This window comes from Phaeobacter gallaeciensis DSM 26640 (genome assembly GCF_000511385.1).
In the GTDB taxonomy this organism is placed as follows: Bacteria; Pseudomonadota; Alphaproteobacteria; order Rhodobacterales; family Rhodobacteraceae; genus Phaeobacter; species Phaeobacter gallaeciensis.
This window is the reverse complement of sequence record NC_023142.1, coordinates 1-26,029: the sequence shown is the minus strand read 5'-3', so window position 1 is coordinate 26,029 and position 26,029 is coordinate 1. Positions and strand designations below refer to the sequence as shown.

The 26,029-nt window shown below is 62.0% G+C and carries 19 protein-coding genes; 6 read left to right on the top strand and 13 right to left on the bottom strand.

Going from position 1 to position 26,029, the window contains the following annotated elements:
* Positions 1-2: 2 nt before the first annotated feature.
* The 3 genes from gmd to GAL_RS21425 all read right to left on the bottom strand — a co-directional run bounded on the left by gmd (position 3) and on the right by GAL_RS21425 (position 4,461).
* On the bottom strand, positions 3-1,121 hold the full coding sequence (gmd, locus tag GAL_RS21435) for a GDP-mannose 4,6-dehydratase (protein ID WP_024099262.1): 1,119 nt from the start codon (positions 1,119-1,121) through the stop codon (positions 3-5).
* A 173-nt stretch (positions 1,122-1,294) separates the two neighbouring features.
* The gene (locus GAL_RS21430) at positions 1,295-2,602 is read right to left on the bottom strand and encodes an HlyD family type I secretion periplasmic adaptor subunit (protein ID WP_024099261.1); all 1,308 of its coding nucleotides are present in this window, start codon (positions 2,600-2,602) and stop codon (positions 1,295-1,297) included.
* On the bottom strand, positions 2,599-4,461 hold the full coding sequence (locus GAL_RS21425) for a type I secretion system permease/ATPase (RefSeq protein ID WP_024099260.1): 1,863 nt from the start codon (positions 4,459-4,461) through the stop codon (positions 2,599-2,601). Before GAL_RS21425 ends, GAL_RS21430 begins: the two co-directional genes overlap by 4 nt.
* Positions 4,462-4,959: 498 nt before the next feature.
* Here GAL_RS21425 and GAL_RS21420 point away from each other — a divergent pair, with 498 nt between their 5' ends.
* Both GAL_RS21420 and GAL_RS22045 read left to right on the top strand, forming a co-directional pair.
* Positions 4,960-5,736: a sulfotransferase family 2 domain-containing protein gene (locus tag GAL_RS21420; RefSeq protein WP_024099259.1), complete on the top strand. Its 777-nt coding sequence runs from the start codon at positions 4,960-4,962 to the stop codon at positions 5,734-5,736.
* A gap of 862 nt (positions 5,737-6,598) precedes the next feature.
* Positions 6,599-8,251: a calcium-binding protein gene (locus GAL_RS22045; protein WP_024099257.1), complete on the top strand. Its 1,653-nt coding sequence runs from the start codon at positions 6,599-6,601 to the stop codon at positions 8,249-8,251.
* Between the two features lie 159 nt (positions 8,252-8,410).
* Here GAL_RS22045 and GAL_RS21410 read toward each other — a convergent pair whose 3' ends face one another.
* From GAL_RS21410 to GAL_RS21380, 7 genes are all read right to left on the bottom strand, one after another.
* Positions 8,411-9,430: a hypothetical protein gene (locus GAL_RS21410; protein WP_024099256.1), complete on the bottom strand. Its 1,020-nt coding sequence runs from the start codon at positions 9,428-9,430 to the stop codon at positions 8,411-8,413.
* A complete protein-coding gene (locus tag GAL_RS21405) occupies positions 9,427-11,106 on the bottom strand; it encodes a glycosyltransferase family 4 protein (RefSeq protein ID WP_024099255.1) in 1,680 nt (559 codons plus the stop codon). The genes GAL_RS21410 and GAL_RS21405 overlap by 4 nt, the downstream gene beginning before the upstream one ends.
* Before the next feature lie 87 nt (positions 11,107-11,193).
* Entirely contained in the window at positions 11,194-12,111 is a 918-nt protein-coding gene (locus tag GAL_RS21400; protein WP_024099254.1) for a glycosyltransferase family 2 protein, read from the bottom strand.
* Positions 12,108-13,412 carry a hypothetical protein gene (locus GAL_RS21395; protein ID WP_244462825.1) on the bottom strand — a complete coding sequence of 435 codons (1,305 nt, stop codon included), beginning with the start codon at positions 13,410-13,412 and terminating at the stop codon, positions 12,108-12,110. Before GAL_RS21395 ends, GAL_RS21400 begins: the two co-directional genes overlap by 4 nt.
* Positions 13,413-13,559: 147 nt before the next feature.
* Positions 13,560-14,711 (bottom strand): UDP-galactopyranose mutase, encoded by a 1,152-nt coding sequence (gene glf / locus GAL_RS21390; RefSeq protein WP_024099252.1) that lies wholly within the window; start codon positions 14,709-14,711, stop codon positions 13,560-13,562.
* A gap of 159 nt (positions 14,712-14,870) precedes the next feature.
* Entirely contained in the window at positions 14,871-15,527 is a 657-nt protein-coding gene (locus tag GAL_RS21385) for an ABC transporter ATP-binding protein (protein ID WP_024099251.1), read from the bottom strand.
* A gap of 17 nt (positions 15,528-15,544) precedes the next feature.
* Entirely contained in the window at positions 15,545-16,963 is a 1,419-nt protein-coding gene (locus GAL_RS21380) for a capsule polysaccharide export protein (RefSeq protein ID WP_024099250.1), read from the bottom strand.
* Positions 16,964-17,079: 116 nt separating this feature from the next.
* On the opposite strand from GAL_RS21380, the gene GAL_RS21375 reads away from it, so the two are divergent.
* Complete coding sequence (locus GAL_RS21375; protein WP_040104463.1) at positions 17,080-17,988, top strand: ABC transporter permease; 909 nt, start codon at positions 17,080-17,082, stop codon at positions 17,986-17,988.
* Positions 17,989-17,996: 8 nt separating this feature from the next.
* Here the strand turns inward: GAL_RS21375 and GAL_RS21370 are convergent, their stop codons facing one another.
* Positions 17,997-19,028, bottom strand: coding sequence for a glycosyltransferase (locus GAL_RS21370; RefSeq protein ID WP_040104464.1), 1,032 nt, complete (start codon positions 19,026-19,028; stop codon positions 17,997-17,999).
* A gap of 168 nt (positions 19,029-19,196) precedes the next feature.
* Between GAL_RS21370 and GAL_RS21365 the strand changes: the two genes are divergently transcribed.
* Positions 19,197-20,207, top strand: a complete 1,011-nt coding sequence (locus GAL_RS21365; RefSeq protein WP_024099247.1) for an NAD-dependent epimerase/dehydratase family protein — start codon at positions 19,197-19,199, stop codon at positions 20,205-20,207.
* A 284-nt stretch (positions 20,208-20,491) separates the two neighbouring features.
* On the top strand, positions 20,492-21,796 hold the full coding sequence (locus GAL_RS21360; protein WP_024099246.1) for a UDP-glucose dehydrogenase family protein: 1,305 nt from the start codon (positions 20,492-20,494) through the stop codon (positions 21,794-21,796).
* An 86-nt stretch (positions 21,797-21,882) separates the two neighbouring features.
* On the opposite strand, the gene GAL_RS21355 is transcribed toward GAL_RS21360, so the two are convergent.
* Complete coding sequence (locus GAL_RS21355) at positions 21,883-23,010, bottom strand: ParB/RepB/Spo0J family partition protein (protein ID WP_024099245.1); 1,128 nt, start codon at positions 23,008-23,010, stop codon at positions 21,883-21,885.
* A 102-nt stretch (positions 23,011-23,112) separates the two neighbouring features.
* Positions 23,113-24,528, bottom strand: a complete 1,416-nt coding sequence (locus tag GAL_RS21350; RefSeq protein WP_024099244.1) for an AAA family ATPase — start codon at positions 24,526-24,528, stop codon at positions 23,113-23,115.
* 496 nt (positions 24,529-25,024) lie between these two features.
* Here GAL_RS21350 and GAL_RS21345 point away from each other — a divergent pair, with 496 nt between their 5' ends.
* Entirely contained in the window at positions 25,025-26,026 is a 1,002-nt protein-coding gene (locus tag GAL_RS21345) for a replication initiator protein A (protein WP_024099243.1), read from the top strand.
* Positions 26,027-26,029: the final 3 nt, after the last annotated feature.

Here is a 26,029-nt window from a genome sequence, read left to right as displayed (position 1 = left end):
TCTCAGCCCTCTGTGCTGACCGGCAGATCCATGCCGTGGTCTTTCAGCAGGGCGTGGCGGCGGGCGGTTTTGAGGTCTTCGCGCACCATTTCGGCACACATCTCTTGGGTGGTGATTTCCGGCTCCCAGCCCAGTTGCTCCTTCGCCTTTGACGGATCACCCAGCAGCGTCTCCACCTCGGCGGGGCGGAAATAGCGCGGATCAATGCGCAGCACCACATCGCCCACTTTCAGCGCCGGGGCCATATCACCCTCAATCGCGGTCACCGTGGCAATTTCCTCCACACCTTCGCCTGAAAACGCCAGCGTCAGCCCCAGCTCCTGCGCCGACCAGGTGATGAACTGGCGCACCGAATATTGCTTGCCGGTGGCAATCACAAAATCCTCAGGCGCCTGCTGTTGCAGCATCATCCACTGCATGCGCACGTAATCCATCGCATGGCCCCAGTCGCGCAACGCGTCGATATTGCCCATATGGAGACAGTCCTCGAGGCCTTGCGCGATATTGGCCAGGCCGCGGGTGATCTTGCGCGTCACAAAGGTCTCCCCCCGACGCGGGCTCTCGTGGTTGAACAGGATACCGTTGCAGGCATACATGCCATAGGCCTCGCGGTAGTTGACCGTGATCCAGTAGGAATAGAGCTTGGCCACCGCATAGGGGCTGCGCGGATAAAACGGCGTGGTCTCGCGCTGCGGGGTTTCCTGCACCAGACCATAGAGCTCAGACGTGGAGGCCTGATAGAAGCGGGTTTTCTTCTCCAGCCCCAGAAAGCGGATCGCCTCCAGCAGGCGCAGGGTGCCGATGCCATCCACATCGGCGGTATATTCCGGCGCCTCAAAACTGACCGCCACATGGGACTGCGCGCCGAGGTTATAGACCTCATCCGGCTCAATCTCGCTCAGCAGCCGGGTCAGGTTGGAGGTGTCGGTCAGATCGCCGTAATGCAGTTTGAACCGGGCATGATCCACATGCGGATCCTGATAGATGTGATCCACCCGCTGGGTGTTGAACGACGACGCCCGCCGCTTCAACCCATGCACCTCATAGCCCTTCTCAAGAAGAAACTCCGCAAGGTAGGACCCATCCTGACCCGTTACTCCGGTGATGAGGGCTTTTTTCATCTGCTATCCTTAAATCTTATGCGGTCGGCCGCGTCTTGGCATCTTGGCGCGAGGTGACCTCAGCTTAAAACATGTTGCAGCGGAGTGGCAGCTGGTTTTGCCCCCGTGCCCCCCGCGCGCACCGCCAAACCCGACCGGGATCCGGGTCGAGGTCTGGGCGGAGTGCCAGGCCATCAGCTTTCGCGGAAGGCCCGGTTGAGATAATCGGTGAAGGGCTGCAACAGATAGGCAAAAGGCGTGCGGCTGTTGGTCTGGATGAAGGTCTCCACCGGCATCCCCGGCACCAGCACATTGCCCTCGGGCAGGCGGGCGGCCTCGCCCTTGTTCAGCCGCACCTCCACCACGTAGTAGCTGCGCCCGGTCTGCGGATCGACAAAGGAATCCGCCGAGATCGTGCTCACCGAGCCAAACAGCGTCGGCGTGGTGCGCTGGTTGAAACTGGAGAAATTCAGGCTGACCTTCTGATTGAGATAGACCTGATCAATATCCGAGGGCGCCACCTGCGCCGAAATCACCAGAGGCTGGCTCTGCGGGATCAGATACATCAGCGGATCCGCCGCCCGGATCACCGATTTGCGGGCAAAGACATTGAGGTCATAGACCACCCCCGCCACCGGCGCGCGCACCTCCAGCCGGGACAGCCGCTGCAGGATCACATTGCGTCGCTCGATCAGCTCCAGCTCACGCACCTGAAGGTCACGCAGGGTGGTGATCGCCTCTTCGCGCCGCGCGCTTTTCTGGTTGAGGATCTCCAGCCCCAGTTCGGTGACCTGTCCTTCGGCCTGGGCCTTCTGGGCGGTCAACGCCCCGGCCTGACCGCGCAGCCGGGACTGTTCGCGCTGCAGGGACAGCACCCGGCTGGACTGCGCCAGCCCCTGCGACAGCAGGCTCTGCTGGTTTTCCAGTTCCTTGCCGATCAACACCAATTGTTCCTGCAAGGCCGATTGCTGTGCCTCGATGCCGTCGATCTGGCTCTGGATCTGGCCGATACGTTCCTGCAGGCGGCTGATGCGGGCCCGCAGATTGACCAGACGCGCCTCAAACAGGCGTTTCTGCCCGTCAATCAGCTCTTCGGTCTGCACATGGGTGCCCTTCAGTTCAAACAGCAGCTCGGCAAAAGTGATCTCCTCGGCCTCATCCCGTTCGGCGCTATAGCGGCTACGCCGGGCCAGGGTTTCGGCCAGCTGGCCTTCGACAATCTGACGGTCGGCCAACAACTCCGACGGCTCCAGACGCAGCAGCAGCGCGTCTTCCTCAACCAGATCGCCCTCGCTCACCAGCACCTCATCGACAACACCGCCATAGGGGTGCTGCACCACCTGCCGGTTCTGCTCCACCTTGATGGAGCCGGAGGCAATCACCGCGCCGGAGATTTCTGCCGTGGCGGCCCATTGGCCAAGACCGCCGACCAGCAGACCCATTGCCAGCAACCCGGCAATGGTCAGCCCCCGGATCGGGTAGGATTTGGATGTATCGCTCATGATTTTGCCTCTGCCTGCTTTGGGGCTGGCTGTTTCTGGGGGGGCGTGGATTGCGCCGCTGTAGACGGGGGCGGTGTCGTTGCGGACGGGGCAGCAGCCTGTTGCTGAGCGGCCTTTTTCTGCGCCACCTGCGGGTTCTGCAAATGCTCCCCAAGCACCGCGTCCTTGGGGCCAAAGGCGCGCTGGGTGCCATTGTCCAGGATCAGGATCAGGTCACAAAGCTGAATCGCCGCCGGACGATGCGCCATGATAATCACCGCGCGCCCGTCCTTCTTGGCGTGGGAGACCGCCAGGTTCAGCGCCTGGCTGCCCTCATTGTCGAGATTCGAATTCGGCTCATCCAGCACCAGCAGCACCGGATCGCCATAAAGCGCACGCGCCAGTCCGATACGCTGCACCTGCCCGCCCGACAGCCGGTTGCTGGCCACCCGCACCGGCGTGTCATAGCCCTGCGGCAGGGTCAGGATCATATCATGCACCGCCGCCTTGCGGGCAGCCGCTACCACCTGATCCGGATCCGGCATCATCGACAGGCGGGCAATGTTTTCGGCAATGGTGCCATCAAACAGCGTCACCTGCTGCGGCAGATAGCCGATATAGCTGCCCAGATCATCCATGTCATATTGATTGAGCGCCGCCCCATCGAGCCGGATCTTGCCCGAGACCGGATGCCAGACACCGATCAGCGCCCGTGCCAGCGAGGATTTCCCCGCCCCAGAGGCGCCGATCACCCCCAAGGCCTGGCCGGGCTGGATATTGAAGTTCAGCCCCTGCAAGGCTGGCTTGGCCACCTGCCCCGGTGCCACCGGCGGCACCAGAGCCACGCCCTGCACCTCCAGCTTGGCCGCCGGGCGCGCCAGTTTCATCGGCGCCGGGCGTTCCGGGGTTTCGGTCAGCATCTGCGCCAGACGCTCCTGCGCCTGCATGGCCCGCTGCACCAGCGCCCATTGACCAATCAGCGTCTCGATCGGGGCCAGCGCCCGCCCCATGATGATCGACGAGGCAATCATCACCCCGGGCGTCAGCCCTTCGGTCAGCACCAGATAGGCGCCCGTGCCCAACATCGCCGATTGCAGCGCCAGTCGGAAGGTGCGGGTGGCCGTGCTGAACCCACCGGTCATATCCGCCGCACTCAGCTCGGACCCCACCGCCTGACTGCGCAGCATCCGCCATTTGGCAAAGGCCGCGCGGCGCATCCCCAGCCCCTGGATCAGCTCCGCATTGTTGCGCATCCCGTCAGAAACCTGATGCGCCGAGGCCGCCATCATACTGGCGTTTTCCACTGCGGCCTTGGAGATCATCTGATTGGCCAGCGCAAAGACCACCAGCACCGCGCCCCCGATCAGCGCCAGAAGCCCCAGCAGCGGATGGAAAATCGCAATCAACCCCAGGAACAGCGGCGTCCAGGGCAGATCAAAGAACGCCGAGACGATAGGGGAAGACAGCGCCTTTTGCATCGCTTCCAGATCCCGCAGCCCCACTTTGGCGATGTCGTCATTAAACCCCGCCGCCGATTTGTCCTGCACCGCGTTGAACACCCGGGTTTCCAGCTGATCATGGAACCGCGCCCCGACCCGCGCCAGGATCCGGCCGCGCACATAGTCCAGCACCCCCATGATCAGGAACAGGAACCCTGCCAGCACCGTCAGCGCCACCAGCGTCTCCAGCGAGCGGCTGCCCAGCACCCGGTCATAGACCTGCATCATATAGAGCGGGCTGGTCAGCATCAGCAGATTGGCAAAGAAGCTGAACACGCCAATCAGCCAGAAGGCACCGCGATTGCCCTTACGGGCCTTGCGGATCTCCCCCAGCCCGGGCTTGTGCCCGGATCCTGAATGCTGTGCAGAGGTGCGTGCCATGACATGTTGCCTTTGTCGGGGTCACCCGGAGGGGCAACCGAAAGTAAGAAGACCGAGAGACCCGACCACCCGCAACAGAGATCTGGACAGGCTGGACCGGGGTCAGGGGCGGATATGCCCGGACAGGCCCGGATGCACAATGGCTCCCTGCGGCCCCGACGTCCGGACATCTTTGACAGGGTCAAAAGCACAGCCGTCAGAGGCTTGTCAAACAGCTCCCTCCGCCCCCGCAACAATAGCCGGCAGGCGCGGCGGCACCGCATCACCCGCCAGACTCAAAACCAAGATCAAAAGTCAGGCTCAGAACTGGCCCGCAACTGACCCCGCATCTGCCGCCGCCATCGGCAGACCCTCGCCCCTCCATCGGCGGGCACCCCCGCCACAGAGCCGCGCAAACCCCGCCGCTCCGCCCTGCTCAGATTGACATCCGCCCCCCCCTTCGCTAAGGCCCGACAGCGCATTCGGCACCTGCCGACCAAACTGGAGCAAGCCCTTATCATGTCACAGGTTTCCTCTCAGCCCTCCGGCAGCAGAACCGTTGCCGAGACCGCGTTCGAAGCCCGGTTTTCGCCCCGGCTGGTGGCGGCAGAGACCTATCACGATCCCAATGACGTGATCCTGTTCATGCATATCCCCAAGACCGCGGGCATGTCGGTGGGCAAGGCGCTGCAGGCGGCCTTTGACATCTTTCACCCGGTCTCCTGGGAGAACACCAACCAGTCTTTCCGCAACAAGACGCGCAAGGCGCTTTACCGGCGCAGCGATGAGGCCAACCCCTGCCGTCAGGTGCTGATGGGGCATTTCGCCTGGTCTGACGTGATGTACTGGCGCCATCAGGAGCTGCCGCTCAAATGTGCCACCATCATCCGCGACCCGCTGGACCGCTTTGTCTCCAACTACCGCTACAACACCTCCGACAAACACCCCCAGCACGAGAGCTTCGCCGCGCGCTATCCGACGCTGGAATCCTATGCCCGCGTGCTGCCCTATGATTACCAGCTGTCGCTGATGACCGGGGCCTTCTACTCCTTTGACCACGCGCTGGAGAAACTGAACGCCGCCTACAGCTTTATTGGCGTGACCGAACATCTGGGCGCCTCGCTGCAGCATTTCCGCCGCAGCCATGGGCTGGCGGAGCTGACGGAGCATCGCGAGAACACCGGCAGCAAGGCCAAAGCCGCCGAGGACATCCCCGATGCGGTGCGCAATCTGGTGGGCGAGAAAAGCCGCAACGACGCCCGGCTGCATCAGCTGGTGAGCCGCTGCTACGGCTGAGCCGCCGCGCCCCCCTGCCTGAAACCCAGCCTCAAACCCCGCCTGAAACCTCCGCCTGAAACCCCTGCCGGAAGTCCCCCCTCCCCGATTCCATACCGATTCCACCCACCTGCTGCGGACGGGTACAGCCCTGCGTTCTGAGGCGGAGATTCTCTGGCCGCCGCCCTGCCCCTACGTCAGATTTGACCGGTTTCAGCGGGATTTTCCCCGCCTCTGGGCTCTACCACCTTCATACATCGAAGGGAGTAGTGTGGAGAAAGTGAAACTTTGAGCAGAACAGAGCGCAACAAGGAACAAAAAAAGCGGATTAATTTAAATCAAACCCTTATTCTCGCGAATGAGAAGTGAAAGAAATCGCACCGCTCTTTTAAAACGCCGGGACGGAATGTTGAAAAATGAAAACCCGGTTTGGCCAGGGTGGCAAAAACCACACACCTCCCGGGAGAAGGAATGCCATGGGTCAGGTATTCCCCACCTCTTTAAGATGTATTAAGAAAGAGTTAACAAAATGCGCAACCGCTTCGCAAAACGTCAAGTTTACCGGCGAAATCGCACATTAATCCGCCATAGCTCCCGCAGGTCCGCCGCAACGCACCCCAGTCGGGCAAAAACTTTGCAAAAAGACTCCGCCTTTTCAACCCCTAAAATGGGTAAACTCGCTGCAGGCCGCCCGTTTCCCACATAGGGACAGCGTGGCACGCAGGGCACGATTTCGACATCCCTGCAATTCCTGCGCCCCCGAATGCAAGTTTCCTTGACAATAGACACCCATCCAGAGAGACAGAGAGCGGTAAAACCTTTGCGGGCATAAGGCAGGCGCGTTTGTTCGCAGAAATCGACGAGCATTACTACGGAGTAGAAAATGGCTGACATTAAGATTCTCAACGCTGATGAGCTGATCGGCACCACAGGGGATGACGCCATCACCCTGAATGAAGCTTTTGGCACAACCGATGTGACATCTGTTGAGGGCAATGGTGGTACTGACGTACTGGCCCTGGCGGACGAGACCGGCAATGGTATCCTTGATTTCGACGGCGCAGGTGAACTCACCTACAATGACACCACCAAGACGTGGACCCTCGACAAAAACGCCGGTACTGCTGGCGGTCTGACAGCAACCAACATTGGGTCCGTTCAATTTGGCAACGGCACTGTTCTGGAAGCTGGCGTGGATTCGTCCGGTGTTGTTGGAAAAACAGCAGCCTCCGGCGCCTCAACCGATCTGGGCACAACAAATGTCGTATCCTACGACTGGAATGACAACGCATCCGCGAACAACTACACTCTGACCACTGACAATACGTTCGCCGCGACATCAATTGTCAGCATCGGCAGCAGCGTTATTGCAGACACTGGCACAAACTTCACCGATGCAAACGGTGCGTTTGAAATCACCAGCGGTACAACTGTTGAATTCACCGCAGACAGCAACGCCATCGCCGGTGCGGGCAATGTTGGCGATACCGTATCGTTTGAATATGACGTTGTTCTGCAAAATGCCGCAGGCGATCAAACAACTGTGAAAATGACCTTCACCGCTGCTGTTCCTTACACTGCGGGCGACGACACCTTTGTTGGTGAAGATGGCACTGCCTATACAGGTGGCGCCGCGCAGGATGGTCTCGCAGGCAATGACACCATCACCGGTGCTGATATGGGTGACTCCCTGACCGGTGGCGATGGCAACGACATGCTGAACGGCCTTGGCGATGTTGACACCCTGGTCGGTGGCGCAGGCGACGACACTCTGCTGGGTGGTGACGGGGGTGACACTCTGAACGAAACAAGCGACGTTAACAACGTGAGCACCGGTCTTGTCGCAGGCAACAACGTTCTGTCTGGCCAAGCTGGTGACGATGCACTTACCGGTGGTGAAGGCAACGACATCCTGCGTGGTGGCGGTGATGACGACGTTCTGTCTGGCGGTAAAGGCAACGACACCCTCTTCGGTGGTAACGGTGACGACGATAACTCCACAGGCTTGTCCGGTGGCGACGGCGCTGATGTCATCAACGGCGGTAAAGGCAACGACCTGCTGCACGGTAATGATGGTTCGGGCTCTGCTGGTGATGCAACCGATGCCGACACCCTGAGCGGGGGCGACGGTAACGACACCCTGAAAGGTGACGGCGGCAATGATGAACTGCGCGGTGGTGCGGGCGACGACTCCCTCGAAGGTGGCGACGGTCGTGACACCCTGTTCACCAGCCTTGGCGACGGTGGTGACGAACTGATTGGCGGCAGCGGCGCGGATACATTTGTGCTGAAGTCCAATGCAGGCAGCTCTGAGATCAAAGACTATGACGCGGGTGAGGATATCCTAGCCTTCGCAGCTTCCGAAGGTTTCGACAGCCTGGCAGACGTGATGGCAGTGGCCTATCAGACCGGTACCGGTGCAAGCGCACAGGTCTTCATCGAGATCGACGCTGACACCACTGTGACACTGAGCGATACATCCGGTGTTACCCTGTCCAGCCTCTCTGGTGCAGAGTTCGACTTCGACTTCGCCTAATTGGCGCTGTCACATGTCTTAGGGAAGGCCCCGCTTTGCGGGGCCTTTTCTTTTGCGCAGATCTGATGATCCGCGCCGCGCGCGCATAAAAAATCCCCCCGCACTCTCTTGCGGAGGGGGGTATCAGATCACTGGTCAGCCTCGGCAGCCTGTGGGAGCCTAAAGCCGGTCCTCCGGGTTCAGCGCATCCAGCGGCAGCTCCCGCGCCGCCCTCTCCGCCTGCGCCCGCGCCTCAAGCTCGGCCAGCACCTCCGGCGTCACCACCGCATCCCCCGCCAGCCCCTCGCCATTGCCCTCTTCGGGATAACGGCTCAGATCGCCGTCAAAGAACATCTCCGGCCCCTGCGGATCATAGCGCGCCGCCAGCCTCCGGTTGATCGCGTCAAACCGCGCCAGAAACGCCGCCGCCTCTGCCCGCGCGGGCATCAGACGGCCATCATCCGGCAGCTCCTGCACCGCCTCGGCAAAGCTTTGGCGCGGATAGCCCCGCTGGCGCAGCCACAACCCCGCCAACAGCTGGCTGCGCGACCAGGCCGCGTTTTCCTGCGGCAGCTCCGGCGGCGGCGTCAGCCCCACCAGATGGTAGAAATCCAGCACCGTATCGCCGCCCACCAGATCGCCACGCTGGAACCGGCGCACGGTGACATTCTCGGCCCCGAACACCTGCTCCCAGCGCGCCAGTTTGGTGGCATAGTCGAAATAGCGCATCATATGCGGCTGAAACTCCGGCAAGCCCTGGATCTGCGCGCCATAAAACTGATAGGCCGCGCGCCCCATCACCACCTGTTTGCGGTGCGACAGCGCCAATGTGTCCTGCCGCCGGAGATAGGCCACCACGCTGATCTCATCGAAATGGGTCAGCAGCTGCCGCCGCAGCGCCTCCAGATCCGCGACATCCATCAGCCAGAACAGCATTTCGCTGGACAGGATACAGTCGCCATGACCGCGATGATCGGCATCCGCCATGCGCCGCTCCAGAAACGGCCAGCGCAATTCGGTGTGCATCCCCGCGCCCATGCCATGGCAGCGCACCAACGGGTTGAAATCCACCCGTGGGCGGGCATGCAGATAGCTCCAGCGGCCCAGGGTCTTGTCGCTCTGCCCCTGTCGCAGCGCGGTCTGCAGCGAAGTCGACCCGGTCTTATGCGAGCCGATATGCAGCCACAGCCGACGGGTCATGCCGGGGCCTTGCCTTTTGTCTTGCGTTTGGCGGCTGGCCGGGGTGTCTCCGTCTCGCTCTGGCTCTGAGGCGCGGTTTTTGCCGCCGCCAGCGCATCACGGTAGAGCCGGTCCAGCACCTCGCGCGCCGAAGGCTCATCCTGCAAGGCCTGCATCCGGGCGCGCTGGCCGGTCTCCACCCCCTCGGCAAAGCCTTCCTCGCGCAACAGCCGCTGCACCACCGTGACGCTGTCACGCACCGCCTGCAGCGGCGACCAGGCCACCAGGGTTTCCGGCGGGCAGATCTCCGCCTGCGCCCCCACGTTGGAACAGATCGGCACGCAGCCGGCCTCGATCGCCTCATAACAGACCAGCGCCAGCCCTTCGTTGGAGGACGGCACCAGAAGGATATCGCTCTCCCCCAGGAGGGCCGGCACATCGGTACCCGCGGCATGCAGATGCACCACATCCGTCAGCCGGTAGCGGGTCAGAAGATGTTCCACCGCGCCGCGATAGGGCCCCTCGCCCACCATATCAAAGCGGAACTCCACGCCGTTGCGCTTGCCCCAGGCGCGCAGCCGCCGGATGATCGACAGCGCCACCACCGGGCGTTTCTGATGCACCATCCGCCCGACAAAGGCGACGCGGCAGCGTTTCTGCCCGGCCTTGATGCGCACCGGCGCCACCTCCGCCCCGCGGCGGCTGTCATCCAGCAAACGTCCCAGCACCAGCTTGCTACCATAGACCCGGAACCGCTCCTTGTAGAAGCGCTCCAGATCGCCGCTGATCACATGGTGATGATCAATGAAATTGCTCCAGACGCCGGAAATCCGCGGATAGCCGCCATCGGCATATTCCACGATATGGGTGCTGTCGAGATTGACCACATGCGGGTGGCGCAGCTTGATCGTGGGCAGCGCGTCATAGAGCGGAACGCAGTGGTGATTGTGAGTGAGGATGATGTTTTCCTGCGCGATCAACTGGCTGACAAAACCGCTGGTCTGGCTGCGCGGCAGATAGCGATCCGTGCGGATCAATTGTAGGCGCGGATCATCGGGCAGCTTGGCCAGCAGTCGTTCAGGGCCTTCCTGACCAACCATGACAAACACCCGTAATCCCGCATCCAGCGCCCATTGGATGCTGTCGATACCAAGACTTTCGGCGCCACCCACATCCAGCCAGTGCAACCCGATCAGGATCGCCGGATCCTTGCCGCCATGGCGCCCTTCAGGGGCCATCTTCTGGGTTTCAAAAATGCCGCGCGAACAGGCCAGCCGGGAGAATTTATGCCGGGCGGGAAGCTTACGCCAGCGCCGCGCCTCGATCTGATATTTCATCTGTTCCGCCAATATCGGCGAGAGCGCATGAATGGCACGGTATTTGCGTGGCCGCTTGTGCCAGGGCACGCCGCCGGCACTTTCACGTACCGCCACCTGGCGCGGCGAGGGAATGGTAACAAACACCCGCTTGCCCGGCAGCGCCGGGGTTTCCTGCGGACCGGTGCGCAGGTTGCCGATATAGGTCAGTGCCATCATCTCGGCACCATAGGACATATCCTGTGGCTGCACCGCCGGGGTCGGCAGCTTGGCCTTCTCCCACCACATATGGGTTTCGACCGGGGTCTCTGGATAGAGCGTTTCATAGATGAAACGGATCTGGGCGATCTCCTGATCGATATACTCTCTGTCCTGGGACATGGGGGCTCCTGCCTCGTGGTCTGCCTGCCGATTGCGCGCGGTATTGGGACCGGCCTTAGATATACGCCCTGTTTCAGGCGTGCTGTTTCAGACCCCGGTGTCGGGGTCGGGGCGGATAATGGGCGGGTTGAAGGAACAGCCCTGCCAGATCGCTTTATAAACCTCGCGCCGCAGTGATTTTTCCACATTGCCCTGGCGCATCTGCCGACGCACCCCGCGGGCAAAGACAGCCACCCCGGCCCAGCCCTGTTCACGGCGGCGGAACGAGGCCTCATTGCGCGCGCCATAGCGGAACTTCCAGATATTGGCCTGGTTCACCAGCGAATAGTTTACACCTTTGTTTTCCGGCACATCATGGACCACCACGCTGTTGGGGCAATAGATACCGGGATAGGATTTGGCGATCCGCTGGGTGTATTCGGCATCATCGTACCAGATGAAATATTCCTTGATCGGAAAGCCGTGTTTCTGGATCGCCCAACGCGGCACCAGCACCGAGACAAAGGAGCAGGAGCCGACCAGGAAATAGGGCGTCTCGGGGCTGTAGAAGCGCGGCCAGTCCCAGACCGTCGAAGGCGTGTTCATCTCGCAGAGATCGCCATTGGTCCATTTCACCGCCGAACAGGCAAAAGACGGCCGCCAGGTGAACCGCGCCTCGAAATCCTTGATGCCGGTCAGCAGCAGCTCAATGGCATTGGGCTCGGGATAGGCATCATCATCGCTGAACCAGATGAAATCATAGCCTTCCTCATAGGCCACCCGCGCGCCTTCGTAAAAGCCGCCGGCGCCGCCGATGTTCTCCGGCAGGCGCACATGCTGAAACCGGGGGTCGTCCTGTTGCAACTGGCTGAGCCAGCTGCCGGTCTCATCGGTGGAGGCATTGTCGATCACAAATACCCGCTCCGGCAGGCAGGTCTGCGCCTGCAGGGCCGCGATCACGCGCTTCAGCTTGTCCAGCCGGTTATAGGTCACGATGACCGCAGCAAGGGAGGAACGGATATTCATGGCTGATCCTTCTGTGGCGCAGCGCCTGCGGCGGCATCTGCGAGGACGCGTGCAGGCGGTGGCGTTTGGGTCGGCGCGTCAGATGTGGTTACGGCGCTCTGTGGCGCAGGTGGCGCTGCGGTCTCAGGTCCGGCAGGCATCTCTGCATCCGCCTCGGGTTCCAGCGGATCGCCATTTTCATCCAGCCCCAGACGCGCATTCTTGTGCCGTTCAATATCCTTGATCCGGTGGCTGTGGAAATAGGAGGGCCATTTGCCCTGCCGCTCCAGCATGCCTTCGATGATCTTGGCCATGACGGTCAGGTTGCGCAGATGTTCGGGGCTGAAAAACTGGCTCGGGTCCAGCGAGGGCGCGCGCGGGGCGGATTGTTTTTCCATATCGCGCAGCGCGTTTTGCAACAGCGGGCGGCCGTCGAAAAACTCAGCATCCATGACCTCGGCATCGCAGCGATAGGCAGCGGTGGCGGCTTCGGCCAGATCCCGCGCCATCACCAGTTTGCGCACCTTGGCCTCGCTGTCACCGCGCGAGCGGTCCAGCTGACGCGACAGCTCCCAGCCCAGCGTATGGCGCAGCCAGGGGTCCTGTTCCTGAAACTGGCCTTGCAGGAAATACATCAACGCCAGCTCGCGCACGGTCATGGCCTGGTTTTCCGGCTCGAATTCCTCCACCGTGCAGGGCCGCCCGTCAAAGGCAACATGGGCAAAATCATCCAGCACCGAGCCGTTTTTCAGCTCCTTGCGGATCATCGGGCGCAGGGTGAACTCATCGCCGAACAGCTCGCGCCACTGGGCAAAGCGCGGCGCGTAATGGAACCGGCCGTTTTGCAGGTTGTGGTCAAAGAACTCCTGCATGCTGCCCCGGTACCAGCCGATCTTGATCTGCTCGGCATAGCTCGACAGGATCCGCTGCGCATGGGGGCGCACATAGGCCACGATATGGATGCGATCCGCGCAGCCGCGAAAGAAGGTCTCAACCAGATCGTGGAATTCCGGCGCCGGGATATTCTCAAACGCCTCGGCAGAGAGCACCGCATAATCCGCATCCGAAGCCGCGATCTGGGCCGCCACCTCGATCAGGCCGTCGCGATCTTCCAGATGTTTGGGCAGGGGCGTGCCCTTGCGATAGCTGGTGATGAACCCGGTCAGATAATTGTGGTTCATTTTGGCCGGGTAGAGCAGCTTTGCATCATGCAGCTGAACGCTGCCGACGGCCAGTGCATTCTGGATAGTGGTGGTCCCGGTCTTGTGGTCGCCGATGTGAATCACAAGCGTCTTGGGTCTGGCTCCGGTCTTGTCGCTCATCGGCTCCATCTCGTTCCTTCATCAGCCTGTTTTCCGGCGCCCAAGCCCTACTCTAACATCCCCCAAGCGTCCAGACCAAGCCGCCCACCGGGCCCGGCCAAGACCGCCTGTGGCGCAGTTTTCCCACCGGTTTCGGACAGGATCCGCTCAGAGAGGCGCCACAAAGAACGCAGGCACCCGGTCGCCTGCCTCCGCCGCCGCCAGAAACCCACGCGCGGTGTCCAGCGCCTCACGGATGGTCACATCCATATCGAGATAGCGATAGGTGCCCAGACGCCCCACAAAGGTGACGCCCTCGGCCTGTTCGGCCAGCGCCACATAGTCTCCCAGGAGCGCTTTTTCCTCGACCTGGCGGATCGGATAATAGGGGATATCCTCCGGCTCTGCGGCGCGGGAAAACTCGCGGTAGCAGACCGACCCCTCGTGGCTTTCCCAGGGGGCGAAATGCTTGTGCTCGGTGATGCGGGTGTAAGGCACGGATTCCTCGCCGTAGTTCATCACCGCGCAGCCCTGATAATCGCCCTGATGGGTGAACCGTTCGAAATCCAGCGTCCGGTAGCCGAGCCGCCCCAGCTGGTAGTCGAAATATCCATCCAAAGGCCCGGAGTAGAACACATGATCGTAATCTGCGGCCTGGGATTGGTCAAAAACAGTCTCTAACTTGACCGTTATACCCGGATGATCGAGGATCTTGCCGATCATCGCGCTATAGCCGTTCTCCGGCATACCCTGATATTTATGGAAGAAATAATTGTCGTCGTAGTTGAACCGCACCGGCAGCCGTTTCAGGATCGAGGCCGGCAGCGCGCTTGGCGCCACGCCCCATTGCTTGATCGTGTAGCCTTTGAAAAACGCCTCATAAAGATCCCGGCCCACAAAGCGCAGCGCCTGTTCCTCAAAGGTCTGCGGATCGGTGATGGAGGTGTCGGCCTGCTCTTCGGTGATGAACTCATGCGCCTCTTCAGGGCGCAGCGTCTTGCCGAAGAACTGGTTGATGGTGTGCAGGTTCACCGGCAGCGAGAAGACACCGCGCCGCCCTTCGGGATCCAGACTGGTGGTCTTCACCCGGTTTTTATAGGGCAGGAAGGTCTCGAACCCGTTCACATACTCCCAGACCTCCGCGTCATCGGTATGGAAAATATGCGGCCCGTAGACATGCACCATGACGCCGGTTTCCGCGTCGCGCGCGGTATGGCAATTGCCGCCGATATGGTCGCGGCTGTCCAACACCGTGATCTTGTGCCCCGCTTCGGCCAGATGCCGTCCGATCACAGCGCCCGAAAGCCCTGCGCCCACCATCAGTATATTCACCCCGGCACCCCGTCCTGTTTGCGTCCCCTGCCCTTTTTGTCAAACAATCCAAAAGCATACAAGGATCGCTTTCCGCACCGGCAAAGAGCTGCATTTTCATTGCATTTCATAAGGTTACGGCGTCAAACCTGAACACATCCGCCCCGGTCAAACCGCCATCAGGCGATGATGTTCGGCAATGGCCTCATCCAGATCGCTGAAATAGCGCAACTGGCCATTGTCCAGCACCAGACCGGCATTGCAGAACTGGCGCAGCTGGCGCATCGAATGATTGACCAGAATGGCGCTGGAATGGCGCATCCGGTCGGTGAAGATATCGCGGCTCTTGCGCTTGAAGGCGGCATCGCCCACCGCCGTCACCTCATCCACCAGATAGGTGTCAAACTTGATCCCCATGGAGGCGCCGAATGTCAGCCGCGCCCGCATGCCGGAAGAATAGCTGCGCATCGGCATGTGGTAGAATTTGCCCAATTCGGCAAAATCCTCGACAAACCCCACCAGATCATCGGTATCCACGCCATAAATCCGCGCGATGAAGCGGACGTTTTCCGCGCCGCTCAGATCGCCGTGGAACGAGGCTGCCAGCCCCACCGGCCAGGAAATCGACCCATCGGAGAGGATCTCGCCATGATCGGGGCGCATGGTGCCCGCCACCAGCTGCAACAGGGTGGATTTGCCCGCGCCATTGCGCCCCAATAGCGCCAGCGACCGCCCCGTCGGCAGGGTCAGGTTCAGATTGTCGATGACAACCCGCCGCTCGCCCTTGAGCCAGAAGCTCTTGGTCAGATTTTCAAACCGGATCACCGCCCTGCCCCCTCGACTTAACTGCGATCGCGGATCGAATAGTAGATCAGCGCCAGGATCGACCAGGTCAGCAGCAGGAACAGCCCGGCCAGGGCCGCCAGCACCGCGCGGCGGGGATATTCCGGCTCGGTGGCGCGGGTGGGGTTGATATAGGTCGCCAGATAGCGGCTCTGACGGGCGGCATCATCGCGCGCCACCTCCAACGCTGTCAGGGCGGCACGGTAGCTTTCCTCGGCATATTCGCGATCCACCGTCAGCCGTTCAAACTCAGAAATCAGCGACGGGTAATCCTCCCCGACGCCACCGGTATCGGTGTTGTTGGAGGTAAAGGTCTGACGTTCGATATTGATGCGGTCGCGAATGACGTCGATATGCTGCTGCGCCTTGGTCAGCCGCGGGTCCGCCGGGCTGACCGTCCCGCGCAGCAGATCATATTGGATCAGCGCCTCGGCCAGTTGCTGCTGAAGATTGTTCATCACCCCCATACGGCCCTGAATATCGGCCTCGGGGTCGACGATCCGGGTGCGGGTGCGGAATTGGGTCAGCGACTGGCGGGCATCCTTCAGCCGCTCCAGCGCCTCATCCAGATCAGCGCGGGCATAGCGCATCGCATCGGCGCGCGCCTGTTCATTCAGCGCATTGATCCGGGTCTGGCTCTCCGCCACGATGGCTTTTGTGATCGCCTGCGCGGTCGCCGCATCAAAGGCCAGCGCCTGTACTTCGATCAGCCCCGAGCCGCTGTCAAAGGAGATGCCGACAATGCGCTGCCAATACCAGGTCAGATCCTCCAGCGAGGCCTCCGGCCAGAGCGCAAAGGCCCAGTCCCGCGGCCAGAGCGCGCTGTAATGCCCCTGCAGGTCCACGGCTTTGTCGACCGCCGCCACCATTTCCTGGCTCTGGATGAATTCATAGAGAATATCACTGTCCGAGGCGCTGCTGGTGCCTGCAAACTGTGCCAGCCCGCCAAGCAGATCATTGGCGCCGCTGCTTTCCTGGCTGCGCACGGTAAAGCCGGCGGTGGAGGCATATTGATCCTCGGCAAAGGTCCAGAGATAGATCATCACCGCCAGAAGCGGCGCCAGCACCAACGCCACAAAGCTGATCACCAGCCCCCAGTGGCGTTTTTTCATGCTGGCGGGCCGCGCCAGAGGATAGGCCGGGCGCTGCTCGGCCTCGGCAATGCGCGCCTCCAGCTCGGCCACGGCGGCCTCGGCCTTGCGCGCCTTGCGACGCACCCGTTTCAACTGTTTGACGGGATCCGGCACCCGCGGGGCGGGGGCAGCGGCCTGCGCCGCATCCGAGGCGGTATCCGGCGCTGTGGCATCGGAGGTACCAGTCGCTGGGCTGGCTGCGGTCTCTGCCGCAGCCGCCTCCTCTGATGTCGCCTCATCTGAAGCGGGGCGTCCGGTCAGGGCCGACGGGGGCGTCTGTGTCATGATCAACCTGTCCTGGCCCAAAAGCACCCTGCCCCAAGCCGTTTGTCATTGTCTTTTGTTTCTCTCATAATACCGTTCGCGATCCGCGTTTCACAATGGGTATTCATGGGGTGTTCATGGCCAGCCTGTCTTCTTCTGCGCCCCCGGCTCAGCCCCGCCCGTTAAGCCCGCCAAAGACACAGGGTACGGCACAGATATCCGCTCAGACGTCGGCGCAGATCCCCACCAGTCCCGCCGCCAACCCGCACCGCCGTCACCGCCGCAGCATGGCGACATTGCGCACCGTGGCGGCACTGGTGCTGCGCGAGATGTCGACCCGCTACGGGCGGACCCCCGGCGGTTACCTCTGGGGTATTCTGGAACCGCTCGCCGCGATCCTGTTCCTGTCTTTGGGGTTTTCGCTGGTGATCCGCACCCCCTCGCTCGGCACCAGTTTCCTCTTGTTCTACGCCACCGGATTTCTGCCATTTAACCTGTATCAGACTCTGTCCGGCACCGTTGCACGGGCACTGGCCTATTCTCGCCCCCTGCTGCGCTACCCCGCGGTCACCTGGCTGGATGCGATCCTCGCCCGCTTTGTGCTGAACAGCCTGACTGGGATTGTCATCACCACCCTGCTGATCACCGGCATCCTTGCGGTGATCGACAGCCGCACCGCCATCGACCTGCCGCCGCTGGTCGAAGCCATCACGCTCGCCATGGTGCTGGGACTGGGCGTGGGCTGCATCAATGCGGTGCTGATGGGGCTGTTTCCCCTGTGGGATGTCGCCTGGTCAATCATCACCCGGCCGCTGTTTCTGGCCTCCGGCGTGATCTATATCTACGAGGACCTGCCGCCGGTGGCGCAGGACGTGCTGTGGTATAATCCGCTGCTGCATATCACCGGGCTGATGCGCACCGGGTTCTACCCCACTTATAATGCCGATTACGTCAGCCATTCTTATGTGCTGCTGATCGGGCTGGCGCTGACCGCCCTGGGCCTGATCCTGATGCGCCGCTATCACCGGGTGATCCTGAACCGCTGATCGGCGGCCTATTCGCGGGCCTCTGCCAGCACCTCGGCGTGGCTGCGCCCGAGCCGCCGCAACAGCCCGTCACGCACCGCCAGCCAGGTGAGCCGCAGATAGGCGCGGCGCACACCGGGATGGTGGCGCACTTTCAGAACCCATTTGGGCAGGATCAGCAGCAGCACCGGCCAGAACAGCCAGCCCGCCGCCTGCCGATAGAGCAGCAGCAGATTGCGGTGATGGTAATAGACCTTCCACAGCGGCCGGAACCGCTGACCGCTGTCACCCCCGACAAAGGTGGAGAAATCATGCTCGAACCGCACATCCGCGGCAAAGCAGATGCGCCCGCCCGCTGCACTCAGCCCAAGCGTATAAAGCGCATCATCGCCATAGATGAACAGCTTTGGATCCGGGTAGCCCACCCGCTGCACCGCCGCCGCTGAGATGAAGAACCCCACAAAGGAGGTCACATCAATCGCGCTCAGCCCGCCCTCATAGGCGCGGCGCGGAATATGGAACCCATCGCGCCCTTTGCGCGCGGTAGAGAGGAAATGCCCGAGGCTCCAGAACGGATTACGCGAGGGGCGGTTCATCTCGCAGATCTCGCCGCTTGGAAAATAGACCGCCGCCGCCACCGCGTCCCAGTTGGCCAGCGCGCCGCTCCGCCCCATGGCATGAAACGCCGCCAGCCCGCCGGGGTCCGGGCGGCCGTCATCATCCATCACCACCAGCCAGTCGGGTCTATGGGCCTCCATCGCGCGCTGCATTCCCAGGGCAAAGCCCCCGGCCCCGCCCTGATTGGTCGCGCTGGTCATCACATCAACGCGCGGATGCTCCGCCTCCCAGCCCGCCAGCCAGTCACCGGTCCCATCGCTGGAGGCATTGTCCACCACCACCAGCGCCGCCAGTTCCTCAGCGGGGCTGTCCAGCAGTCGCGCCAGCGTCACCTTCAGCTTCTCCAGCCGATTATAGGTGACCACCACCGCCACCAGGCGTCCGGCACCACCGGCCCCGGCACCGACCTGTCGCGCAGGTTCGGAGATCGAAGGTTCATTCACAGCGACTTCATTCACAGCGACAAGGGCTCCTGCGGGCGGCGGTGGCTTTGGTTCAGAGCGCAAAACTCATAAATAGACCGTGCTGTCAATTCACCTGCCGGTGACAGGTTGGTTTCCCCCGCCGCAGGATGCATTGACACCCCGCCCCCAAGCCGCCACCTAAGGAGCATGAAAACCGCTCTTATCACCGGATCGGCCGGCTTTATCGGCTACCACCTTGCAGACCGTCTTCTGGCCGCAGGCTGGCGTGTCATCGGGCTGGACTGCCTCTCCCCCTATTATGATGTCCGCCTGAAAGAACGCCGCCACGCGATGCTGGCAGAGCACAGCGGTTTCACGCCAGTGATCGGCAAACTGGAAGATCCGGGTCGCCTGATGGCATTGTTTGACACTCATAAGCCCGATGCGGTGATCCATCTGGCCGCACAGGCCGGGGTGCGCCATTCCATCGATGCGCCGCGCGATTATCTCGAGGCCAATCTCATCGGCACCTTTGAACTGCTGGAGGCCGCCCGCGCCCATCCGCCCGCCCATATGCTGATCGCCTCCACCTCCTCGGCTTATGGCGCCAATACCCAGATGCCCTTTGATGAGCGTCAGCAGGCCGATCATCAGATGTCCTTTTATGCCGCCACCAAAAAGGCGGGCGAGACGATGGCCCATTCCTATGCCCATCTCTACGGGCTGCCCACCACCATGTTCCGCTTCTTCACCGTCTACGGCCCCTGGGGGCGCCCCGATATGGCGCTGTTCAAATTCACCAAGGCGATGCAGGCGGGCGAGGCGATCGACGTCTATAATCACGGCAGGATGAGCCGGGATTTCACTTATATCGACGATCTGGTGACGGGCATCACCGGGCTGATCGACGCGGTACCGGGGGATCAGCCGGTCTCGGAACAAGACAATCTCAGCCCTGTCGCCCCCTTCCGGGTGGTCAATATCGGCGCTTCCAAACCGACACCGCTGATGGAGTATATCGCGGCGCTGGAAACGGCGCTGGGACTCCCGGCCGAGAAAAACCTGATGGAGATGCAGGCCGGGGATGTACCTGCCACCTGGGCCGACACCAGCTTGCTGAGCCAGCTCACCGGCTATGAACCGCAAGTCAGCGTCGCAGAGGGCGTCGCGCGCTTTGTTACCTGGTACCGGGCGTATTACGGCACCGCTGAAGGCTGATCTGGTGCGACATGCGCCGCTGATCTGTCACCTTTCTCCAAATACGCGCGCCGTAGGCCTCCCGATTTCACAGGAATCGCGATCAGAACACTCGCCCCTATTAGGTCAGCACAATTGACCAAATGTTTCGCGTGCGAAACATTTGGTCCGAACCGGACCTATTTCACTCACCCCCGTCAGCGGCCCAAAATTCCGGTTCCCGCCCCCCGCGCGCCCGTATATGTCTGATATCCAAAGCCCTCCCCCAAGCGAGGGCCACGAGGCAACAGAAAAGGACCGCCCCCATGCGCATTGCAATGATTGGCACCGGATATGTCGGATTGGTCTCCGGCGTCTGTTTTTCCGACTTTGGCCATGATGTGGTCTGCGTCGATAAGGACGCCGCCAAAATTGCTCGGCTTCAGGCTGGCGAGGTGCCGATCTATGAGCCGGGGCTGGAGGATCTGATGGCGCGCAATGTGGCTGCGGGCCGACTCGCCTTTACCGATGATCTGGCCGCTGCCGTCGCCGAGGCCGAGGCGGTGTTCATTGCTGTTGGCACACCAACGCGGCGCGGCGATGGTCATGCCGATCTCACCTATGTGATGGCCGCCAGCGAGGAGATCGCCGCCGCCCTTCAGGGCTATACCGTGGTGGTCACCAAATCCACCGTCCCCCTCGGCACCAACCGACAGGTGAAACAGGTGATCGCCAAATCCAACCCAGCGGCAGAGTTTGACGTGGCTTCCAACCCGGAGTTCCTGCGCGAAGGGGCGGCTATTGATGATTTCATGCGCCCCGACCGGGTGGTTGTCGGCGTGCAGAACGACCGTGCCGCCGAGGTCATGGCCGAGATCTACCGGCCCTTATATCTGCGCGATTTCCCGATCCTCACCACCGATCTCGAAAGTGCCGAGATGATCAAATATGCCGCCAATGCGTTTCTGGCGACCAAGATCACCTTCATGAATGAAATCGCAGGCCTCTGTGAGCGGGTGGGATCAGACGTCAAGGAAGTCGCCCGCGGCATCGGTCTGGACGGGCGCATCGGCAATAAGTTCCTGCATGCCGGCCCCGGCTATGGCGGGTCGTGTTTTCCCAAGGACACCGCCGCGCTGGCGCGCATCGGTCAGGACCACGCCTATCCGATGCAGATCACCGAAACCGTGATGCGGGTCAATCAGGAGGTCAAAGCACGGATGCTGGAGAAGCTGCGCGACGCCTGTGATGGCAGTTTCAACGGCAAGACCATCGCAGTGCTCGGCGTCACCTTCAAACCCAATACCGATGACATGCGCGAGGCGCCCAGCCTCACCATCGTACCGGCCCTCATTGGCGGTGGCGCCAAGGTGAAGGTGGTGGACCCGCAGGGCGAGGCCGAGGGCCGCGATCTCTTGCCCGGTGTCAAATGGGAGGAGGATCCCTATAAGGCCGCGCGCAACGCCGATCTGGTGGTGCTGCTGACGGAATGGAATGAATTTCGCGCCCTCGATCTGAAGGCGCTGGCGCGCAAGATGGCGCAGCCCCGGATGGTGGATCTGCGCAATATCTACACCGCCAAAGCCGCCAAACGCGCCGGGTTCGAGACCTATATCGGGGTGGGTCGATAAGCCCGCCGAGGCATATCCCCCGGAAACGCAAAAGACCCTGATACGCCTGTATCAGGGTCTTTTTGCATACTCTTGCCAGACTCTGTTCAGCGACGGCGCAGCCAGGCCTTCAGATCTTCCATCAGAGTCATATCCACCGCCGTGCCGGTGAGTTCGATCCGCTGCTGACCGGGGGTGAACCCCAGCCGCACGCCCGCGGCGGCTTGCACGCTCACCCGCTCATCCGCGCCAATACGATCCGCCGGATCCAGGCTACGCACTCGGGGCGCCGGGGCAGGCTGTTCCGCAGAATCCGATGCCGGTTCAGACGCCGGAACGACAGGGGCCGCTTGATCACCAGCGGGGACCGGAATCTCCGTCCCTTCATAGGCCGCCAGCAGCTGGCTCAGCACCTCCTGTTCCGCCTCTGCCGTGGGGCGGGCGGTGGCGCGCAGGGCCGCGACCACCTCATCGGCAAAGCCGGGTGTATGCGCAAAGGCGCGCGCCAGCCCCAGCCCCAGTTTCTCGCGGATGGCGGTGGGAAACAGCAGATCCTCATCCAGCGCCTCAACCAGGGTGACAAAGCTGCCAATCTTGGAGCGTTTGGCGCGGGTGGCATTGGCAAACAGCGATTGCAGCGCATATTTCTGGCTGCTGTAGACCCCTTCGCGCAGCGCGCGCACCGCAATGCGGGCCCGTTCATAGTGGGAGAGGTTCACCCGGATTTCGTTTTCCTCAACCATCGCCACATAGGCGCCCTCAGCGCCATCGGGCTGGATCACCAGCGCCTTGATGGTGGCAAAGGCGGAATCATTGCTCTCGGCATATAGCCTGCGCATCGCCCGCAGGCGGCGCCAGCCGGAGATCAGACCATGGGTCTTGCCATCTGCGGTCCGGCCCAGGGCGACCACCTCGATCGGGGTCTGCTGACCGCGGGCGCGCAGGGATCCCACCAAGGCGCCCATTTCCTCTTCGTCCTGTTCCAGCCGGTCGCGCACCAGATGGGTCTCGTCAATGGCGTCAAGCGCGATCTCCTCGATCATCAGCCCCTTGGCGCGGGCGGTCTCCAGCACCGCTGTCAGCTCCTGCAGCGCGCCCTCTGTGGCGGCCTCAGAGGCCACCTGCGCAATCGGCGGCGCTGACAGGGAACCGGGGCCACCGAGGGCGGATTTGCTCTCCGGCGCGGTGCTGAGATAGGTCGGCTGTGCCGGGGAAAGCCGTTTGCGTTTTGCCATCTGCCTGTCCTTTTTTGTCGCGCCTGGTCTGATCTCTGCGGTCCTGTCTGCCCTTGGAGGCCGCCGGGTACACAGTATGGGGCGCGGTGTGTTTTTAGCCCGTTACTGCGCCGCGCGCTGCATCTGCAACTCATCCCGGCGCCAGACCGCCAGCAGAAGCCGCTTGAAGGCCGCATAGGTGGCGTCGAAGGTCTCGCGCCCCCTTGCATAGGTTTCGCGGTTGAAATCGCGGTAATCGGCCTCGTAGATGCCATTGACCTGCTCGCCGGCCTGACCGATCAGCGCGGTGTAATCCTGCCGGTGCGGCGACAGGGTGGGGCCGAGATAAGCCTGCATCAGGGCTGCCAGCTCGCCCTGCTGGGCGCTGTCATAGCGGGTGATCACCGTGCGCACCGCATCCCATTCAAAGGCAATCTCCGGCCGCCCCAGCGCGCGGGCGGCCAGGTTCTCGCCCTCCTCGATGGAGGCGAAGGTGGAATGCAGCATATCGAAAAACCGCCCCGTACTGTCGAACTCCAGAAAGGAGGCGCCCATCGGCACCAGCAGGATATCCGCCGCCGACAGCCCGTTGATGGTCAGGTAGCCAAGGGCCGGCGGCGTGTCGATGAAGATCACGTCGTATTGCTCCAAGACCCCGTCAGCCTCCAGCCGCTCGGTCAGCGCATCCCAGAGTTTCCAGGAGCGCGCGGCCATGCGCCAGACCGGGATCTGGAATTCCGCCCAATAGAGGTTCAGCTGCGCGCCGATGAGGTCGATATTGGGCCAATGGGTGGGCTGGATCACATCGGCCGCCGTCATCTCCATCGCCGCAGACAGGCTGTCATCCAGCGGCTGGGGCGCATCGCCGCGATCCAGACGGCGCTGGTTTTCCAGCCGCAGGTGATCCCCGTAATGGCGTGCCAAAAGCGGGAAGGCCGTCTGCCATTCATCCTCCACCTTGCCGCCGAAGATCGAGGTCATCGAGCCCTGGCTGTCCAGATCAATCACCAGCACCTTGTAGCCATCAAGGGCGGCTGACATCGCCAGATGCGCCGCGGTGGACGTCTTGCCGACGCCGCCCTTGAAGTTGGCCACTGCCACCATTTTGGCAGGCAGCCCCTCGGGGCGGTAGGGGGTGTAATCCTTGGCCTTGGAGCCTTGTGCGGCGAAATGCGCCCGCAGCCGCAGCACCTCGTCGAGGGTGAACCACTTGGCGCCACCTTCCGTTTCAGAGCGCCCCTGTGGCAGCTCTGGATTGGCTTTCAGCACCCGGCGGAAATGGGCCTGGGCGACCGGGATCAGATAGCGGGTAATTTCCCAGGTGGAGAACAGCCGCAGCGATTTGCGCCCTTCTTCGTTCATGCCCCGGCTGGAGAGATCCGCCCGGCCCCGGGCGCAGGCCTCGGCGATATCGGCAAAACCGCCGGTGCTGGTGGGCACCTCCAGATCGCTGAGCGCGCTGTCGGGGTCGATGTTGAAATAGGGGGGCAGCCCGGCCGCGCCGCGGCTTGGGTCTTTCTTCTGGGTCTCTCGTGCCATTGCTCTCATGCCTCTGCCTGCGCCCCTTCCATCCGGACAACCCTCGAAGAGCACCCCTGATGTGCGGCCTTTTTCGGATGATAGCAGAAAACAGCGCACATGAAAGATATATGCGCATCTCTTTTGAATTTTCTAAGCAAATCCGGGGGTTGCGGCAGGAAATCTGGCCTGATCCCTGATCACCGTTGGGGCTATTTTCAGGCTGTGGATTTTTTCTACCTGTTATTATTGAGTTATATATAAGTTAAGGCGCAACACCCATAGGCGCAAAGCCCTTTTTTCATTGACGATGTGGGGCTTTTTTCCAGGCTCTGCGATTCTGAAACCCCGATAGGCTGACTCTGATCCCCCGAAGCAGTGACTCCGAACCCCCGTTGAGAAGTGGTGTGGATAACTTTAGGGTGGGCGTAATCAAAACCACGAAGACGCGAGTCACCCCGAAAGAGGCCATAAGGCCCGGACAGACGGGGGGCGGCAGAGCAGACAGGACAGTGACATGGCAGGCCAGATGACCGCAGCTGGCGGGGCGCAGGGCGGGGATTTTTTCCTCTGCGATATCTTTGATGCGATCCCGAAAAACGATCTCGCCTCGATGGAGCACCCGCTGTTCTCCCTCGGCACGCGGCCGGACCGGCGCATTCTGAACTACGAACACAATGGCGCGGAAATCACCGTGGTGCCCTCGGTCAAGGGGCTGGCGACAATCCACGACAAGGACATTCTGATTTTCTGCATCAGCCAGCTGATGGCGGCGGTGAACGCGGGCCGGCAGGTCAGCCGCACGCTGCATCTCACCGCCCATGATCTGCTGGTGGCGACCAACCGCGAGACCTCGGGCGATGCCTACCGGCGTCTGCGCGAGGCGTTTGAGCGGCTGGCGGGCACCCGCATCACCACCAATATCGTCACCGGCGGGCAGGAGGTCACCAGTGGCTTTGGCCTGATCGAGAGCTGGGAGATCGTGCGTAAGGCGCGCGGCGGGCGGATGGTCAATGTGGTGGTGACGCTCAGCGAATGGATCTATCGCGCGGTGCTGTCGAAATCGGTGCTTACCCTCAGCCGCGATTACTTCCGGCTCCGGAAACCGCTGGAGCGGCGCATCTATGAGCTGGCGCGCAAACATTGCGGTCGGCAGGACAGCTGGCAGATTTCGGTTGAGGTGCTGTTGAAGAAATCCGGCTCCGCCAGCCCGCGCCGGGTGTTTCGCAAGATGCTGCGCGACATGATTGCGGCCCAGCCATTGCCGGATTACGCGATGGAGGAGCTGCCGGGAGATCTGATCCGCTTTTCCCAGAAATATGCGGTGCTGGACAACAGCCAGCGCCCGCCGGTGTTGAGCGCGCGCACGCTGGAGCAGGCCCGCAGCCTGATCCCCGGCGTGGATGTCTATGCGCTGGAGGCCGATTGGCGCACGATGTGGGTGCGCTCCGGCGCGCCACGGCTGCGGCGCCCGGATGCGGCGTTTCTGGGCTGGGTCAAAAAACGCGCGGCAGAATAGGGC

Coding starts and splice junctions, on each gene's coding strand:
- GAL_RS21405 (WP_024099255.1), bottom strand. CDS start 11,106: ATGTCCCAGGACAGAGAGTATATCGATCAGGAGATCGCCCAGATCCGT.
- glf (WP_024099252.1), bottom strand. CDS start 14,711: ATGGTGGGCGCAGGGCTTTCGGGCGCTGTGATCGGACGGCATCTGGCC.
- GAL_RS21350 (WP_024099244.1), bottom strand. CDS start 24,528: ATGGCACGAGAGACCCAGAAGAAAGACCCAAGCCGCGGCGCGGCCGGG.
- GAL_RS21425 (WP_024099260.1), bottom strand. CDS start 4,461: ATGGCACGCACCTCTGCACAGCATTCAGGATCCGGGCACAAGCCCGGG.
- GAL_RS21430 (WP_024099261.1), bottom strand. CDS start 2,602: ATGAGCGATACATCCAAATCCTACCCGATCCGGGGGCTGACCATTGCC.
- GAL_RS21410 (WP_024099256.1), bottom strand. CDS start 9,430: ATGACCCGTCGGCTGTGGCTGCATATCGGCTCGCATAAGACCGGGTCG.
- GAL_RS22045 (WP_024099257.1), top strand. CDS start 6,599: ATGGCTGACATTAAGATTCTCAACGCTGATGAGCTGATCGGCACCACA.
- GAL_RS21400 (WP_024099254.1), bottom strand. CDS start 12,111: ATGAATATCCGTTCCTCCCTTGCTGCGGTCATCGTGACCTATAACCGG.
- GAL_RS21345 (WP_024099243.1), top strand. CDS start 25,025: ATGGCAGGCCAGATGACCGCAGCTGGCGGGGCGCAGGGCGGGGATTTT.
- GAL_RS21395 (WP_244462825.1), bottom strand. CDS start 13,412: ATGAGCGACAAGACCGGAGCCAGACCCAAGACGCTTGTGATTCACATC.
- gmd (WP_024099262.1), bottom strand. CDS start 1,121: ATGAAAAAAGCCCTCATCACCGGAGTAACGGGTCAGGATGGGTCCTAC.
- GAL_RS21380 (WP_024099250.1), bottom strand. CDS start 16,963: ATGACACAGACGCCCCCGTCGGCCCTGACCGGACGCCCCGCTTCAGAT.
- GAL_RS21375 (WP_040104463.1), top strand. CDS start 17,080: ATGGCCAGCCTGTCTTCTTCTGCGCCCCCGGCTCAGCCCCGCCCGTTA.
- GAL_RS21355 (WP_024099245.1), bottom strand. CDS start 23,010: ATGGCAAAACGCAAACGGCTTTCCCCGGCACAGCCGACCTATCTCAGC.
- GAL_RS21420 (WP_024099259.1), top strand. CDS start 4,960: ATGTCACAGGTTTCCTCTCAGCCCTCCGGCAGCAGAACCGTTGCCGAG.
- GAL_RS21360 (WP_024099246.1), top strand. CDS start 20,492: ATGCGCATTGCAATGATTGGCACCGGATATGTCGGATTGGTCTCCGGC.
- GAL_RS21365 (WP_024099247.1), top strand. CDS start 19,197: ATGAAAACCGCTCTTATCACCGGATCGGCCGGCTTTATCGGCTACCAC.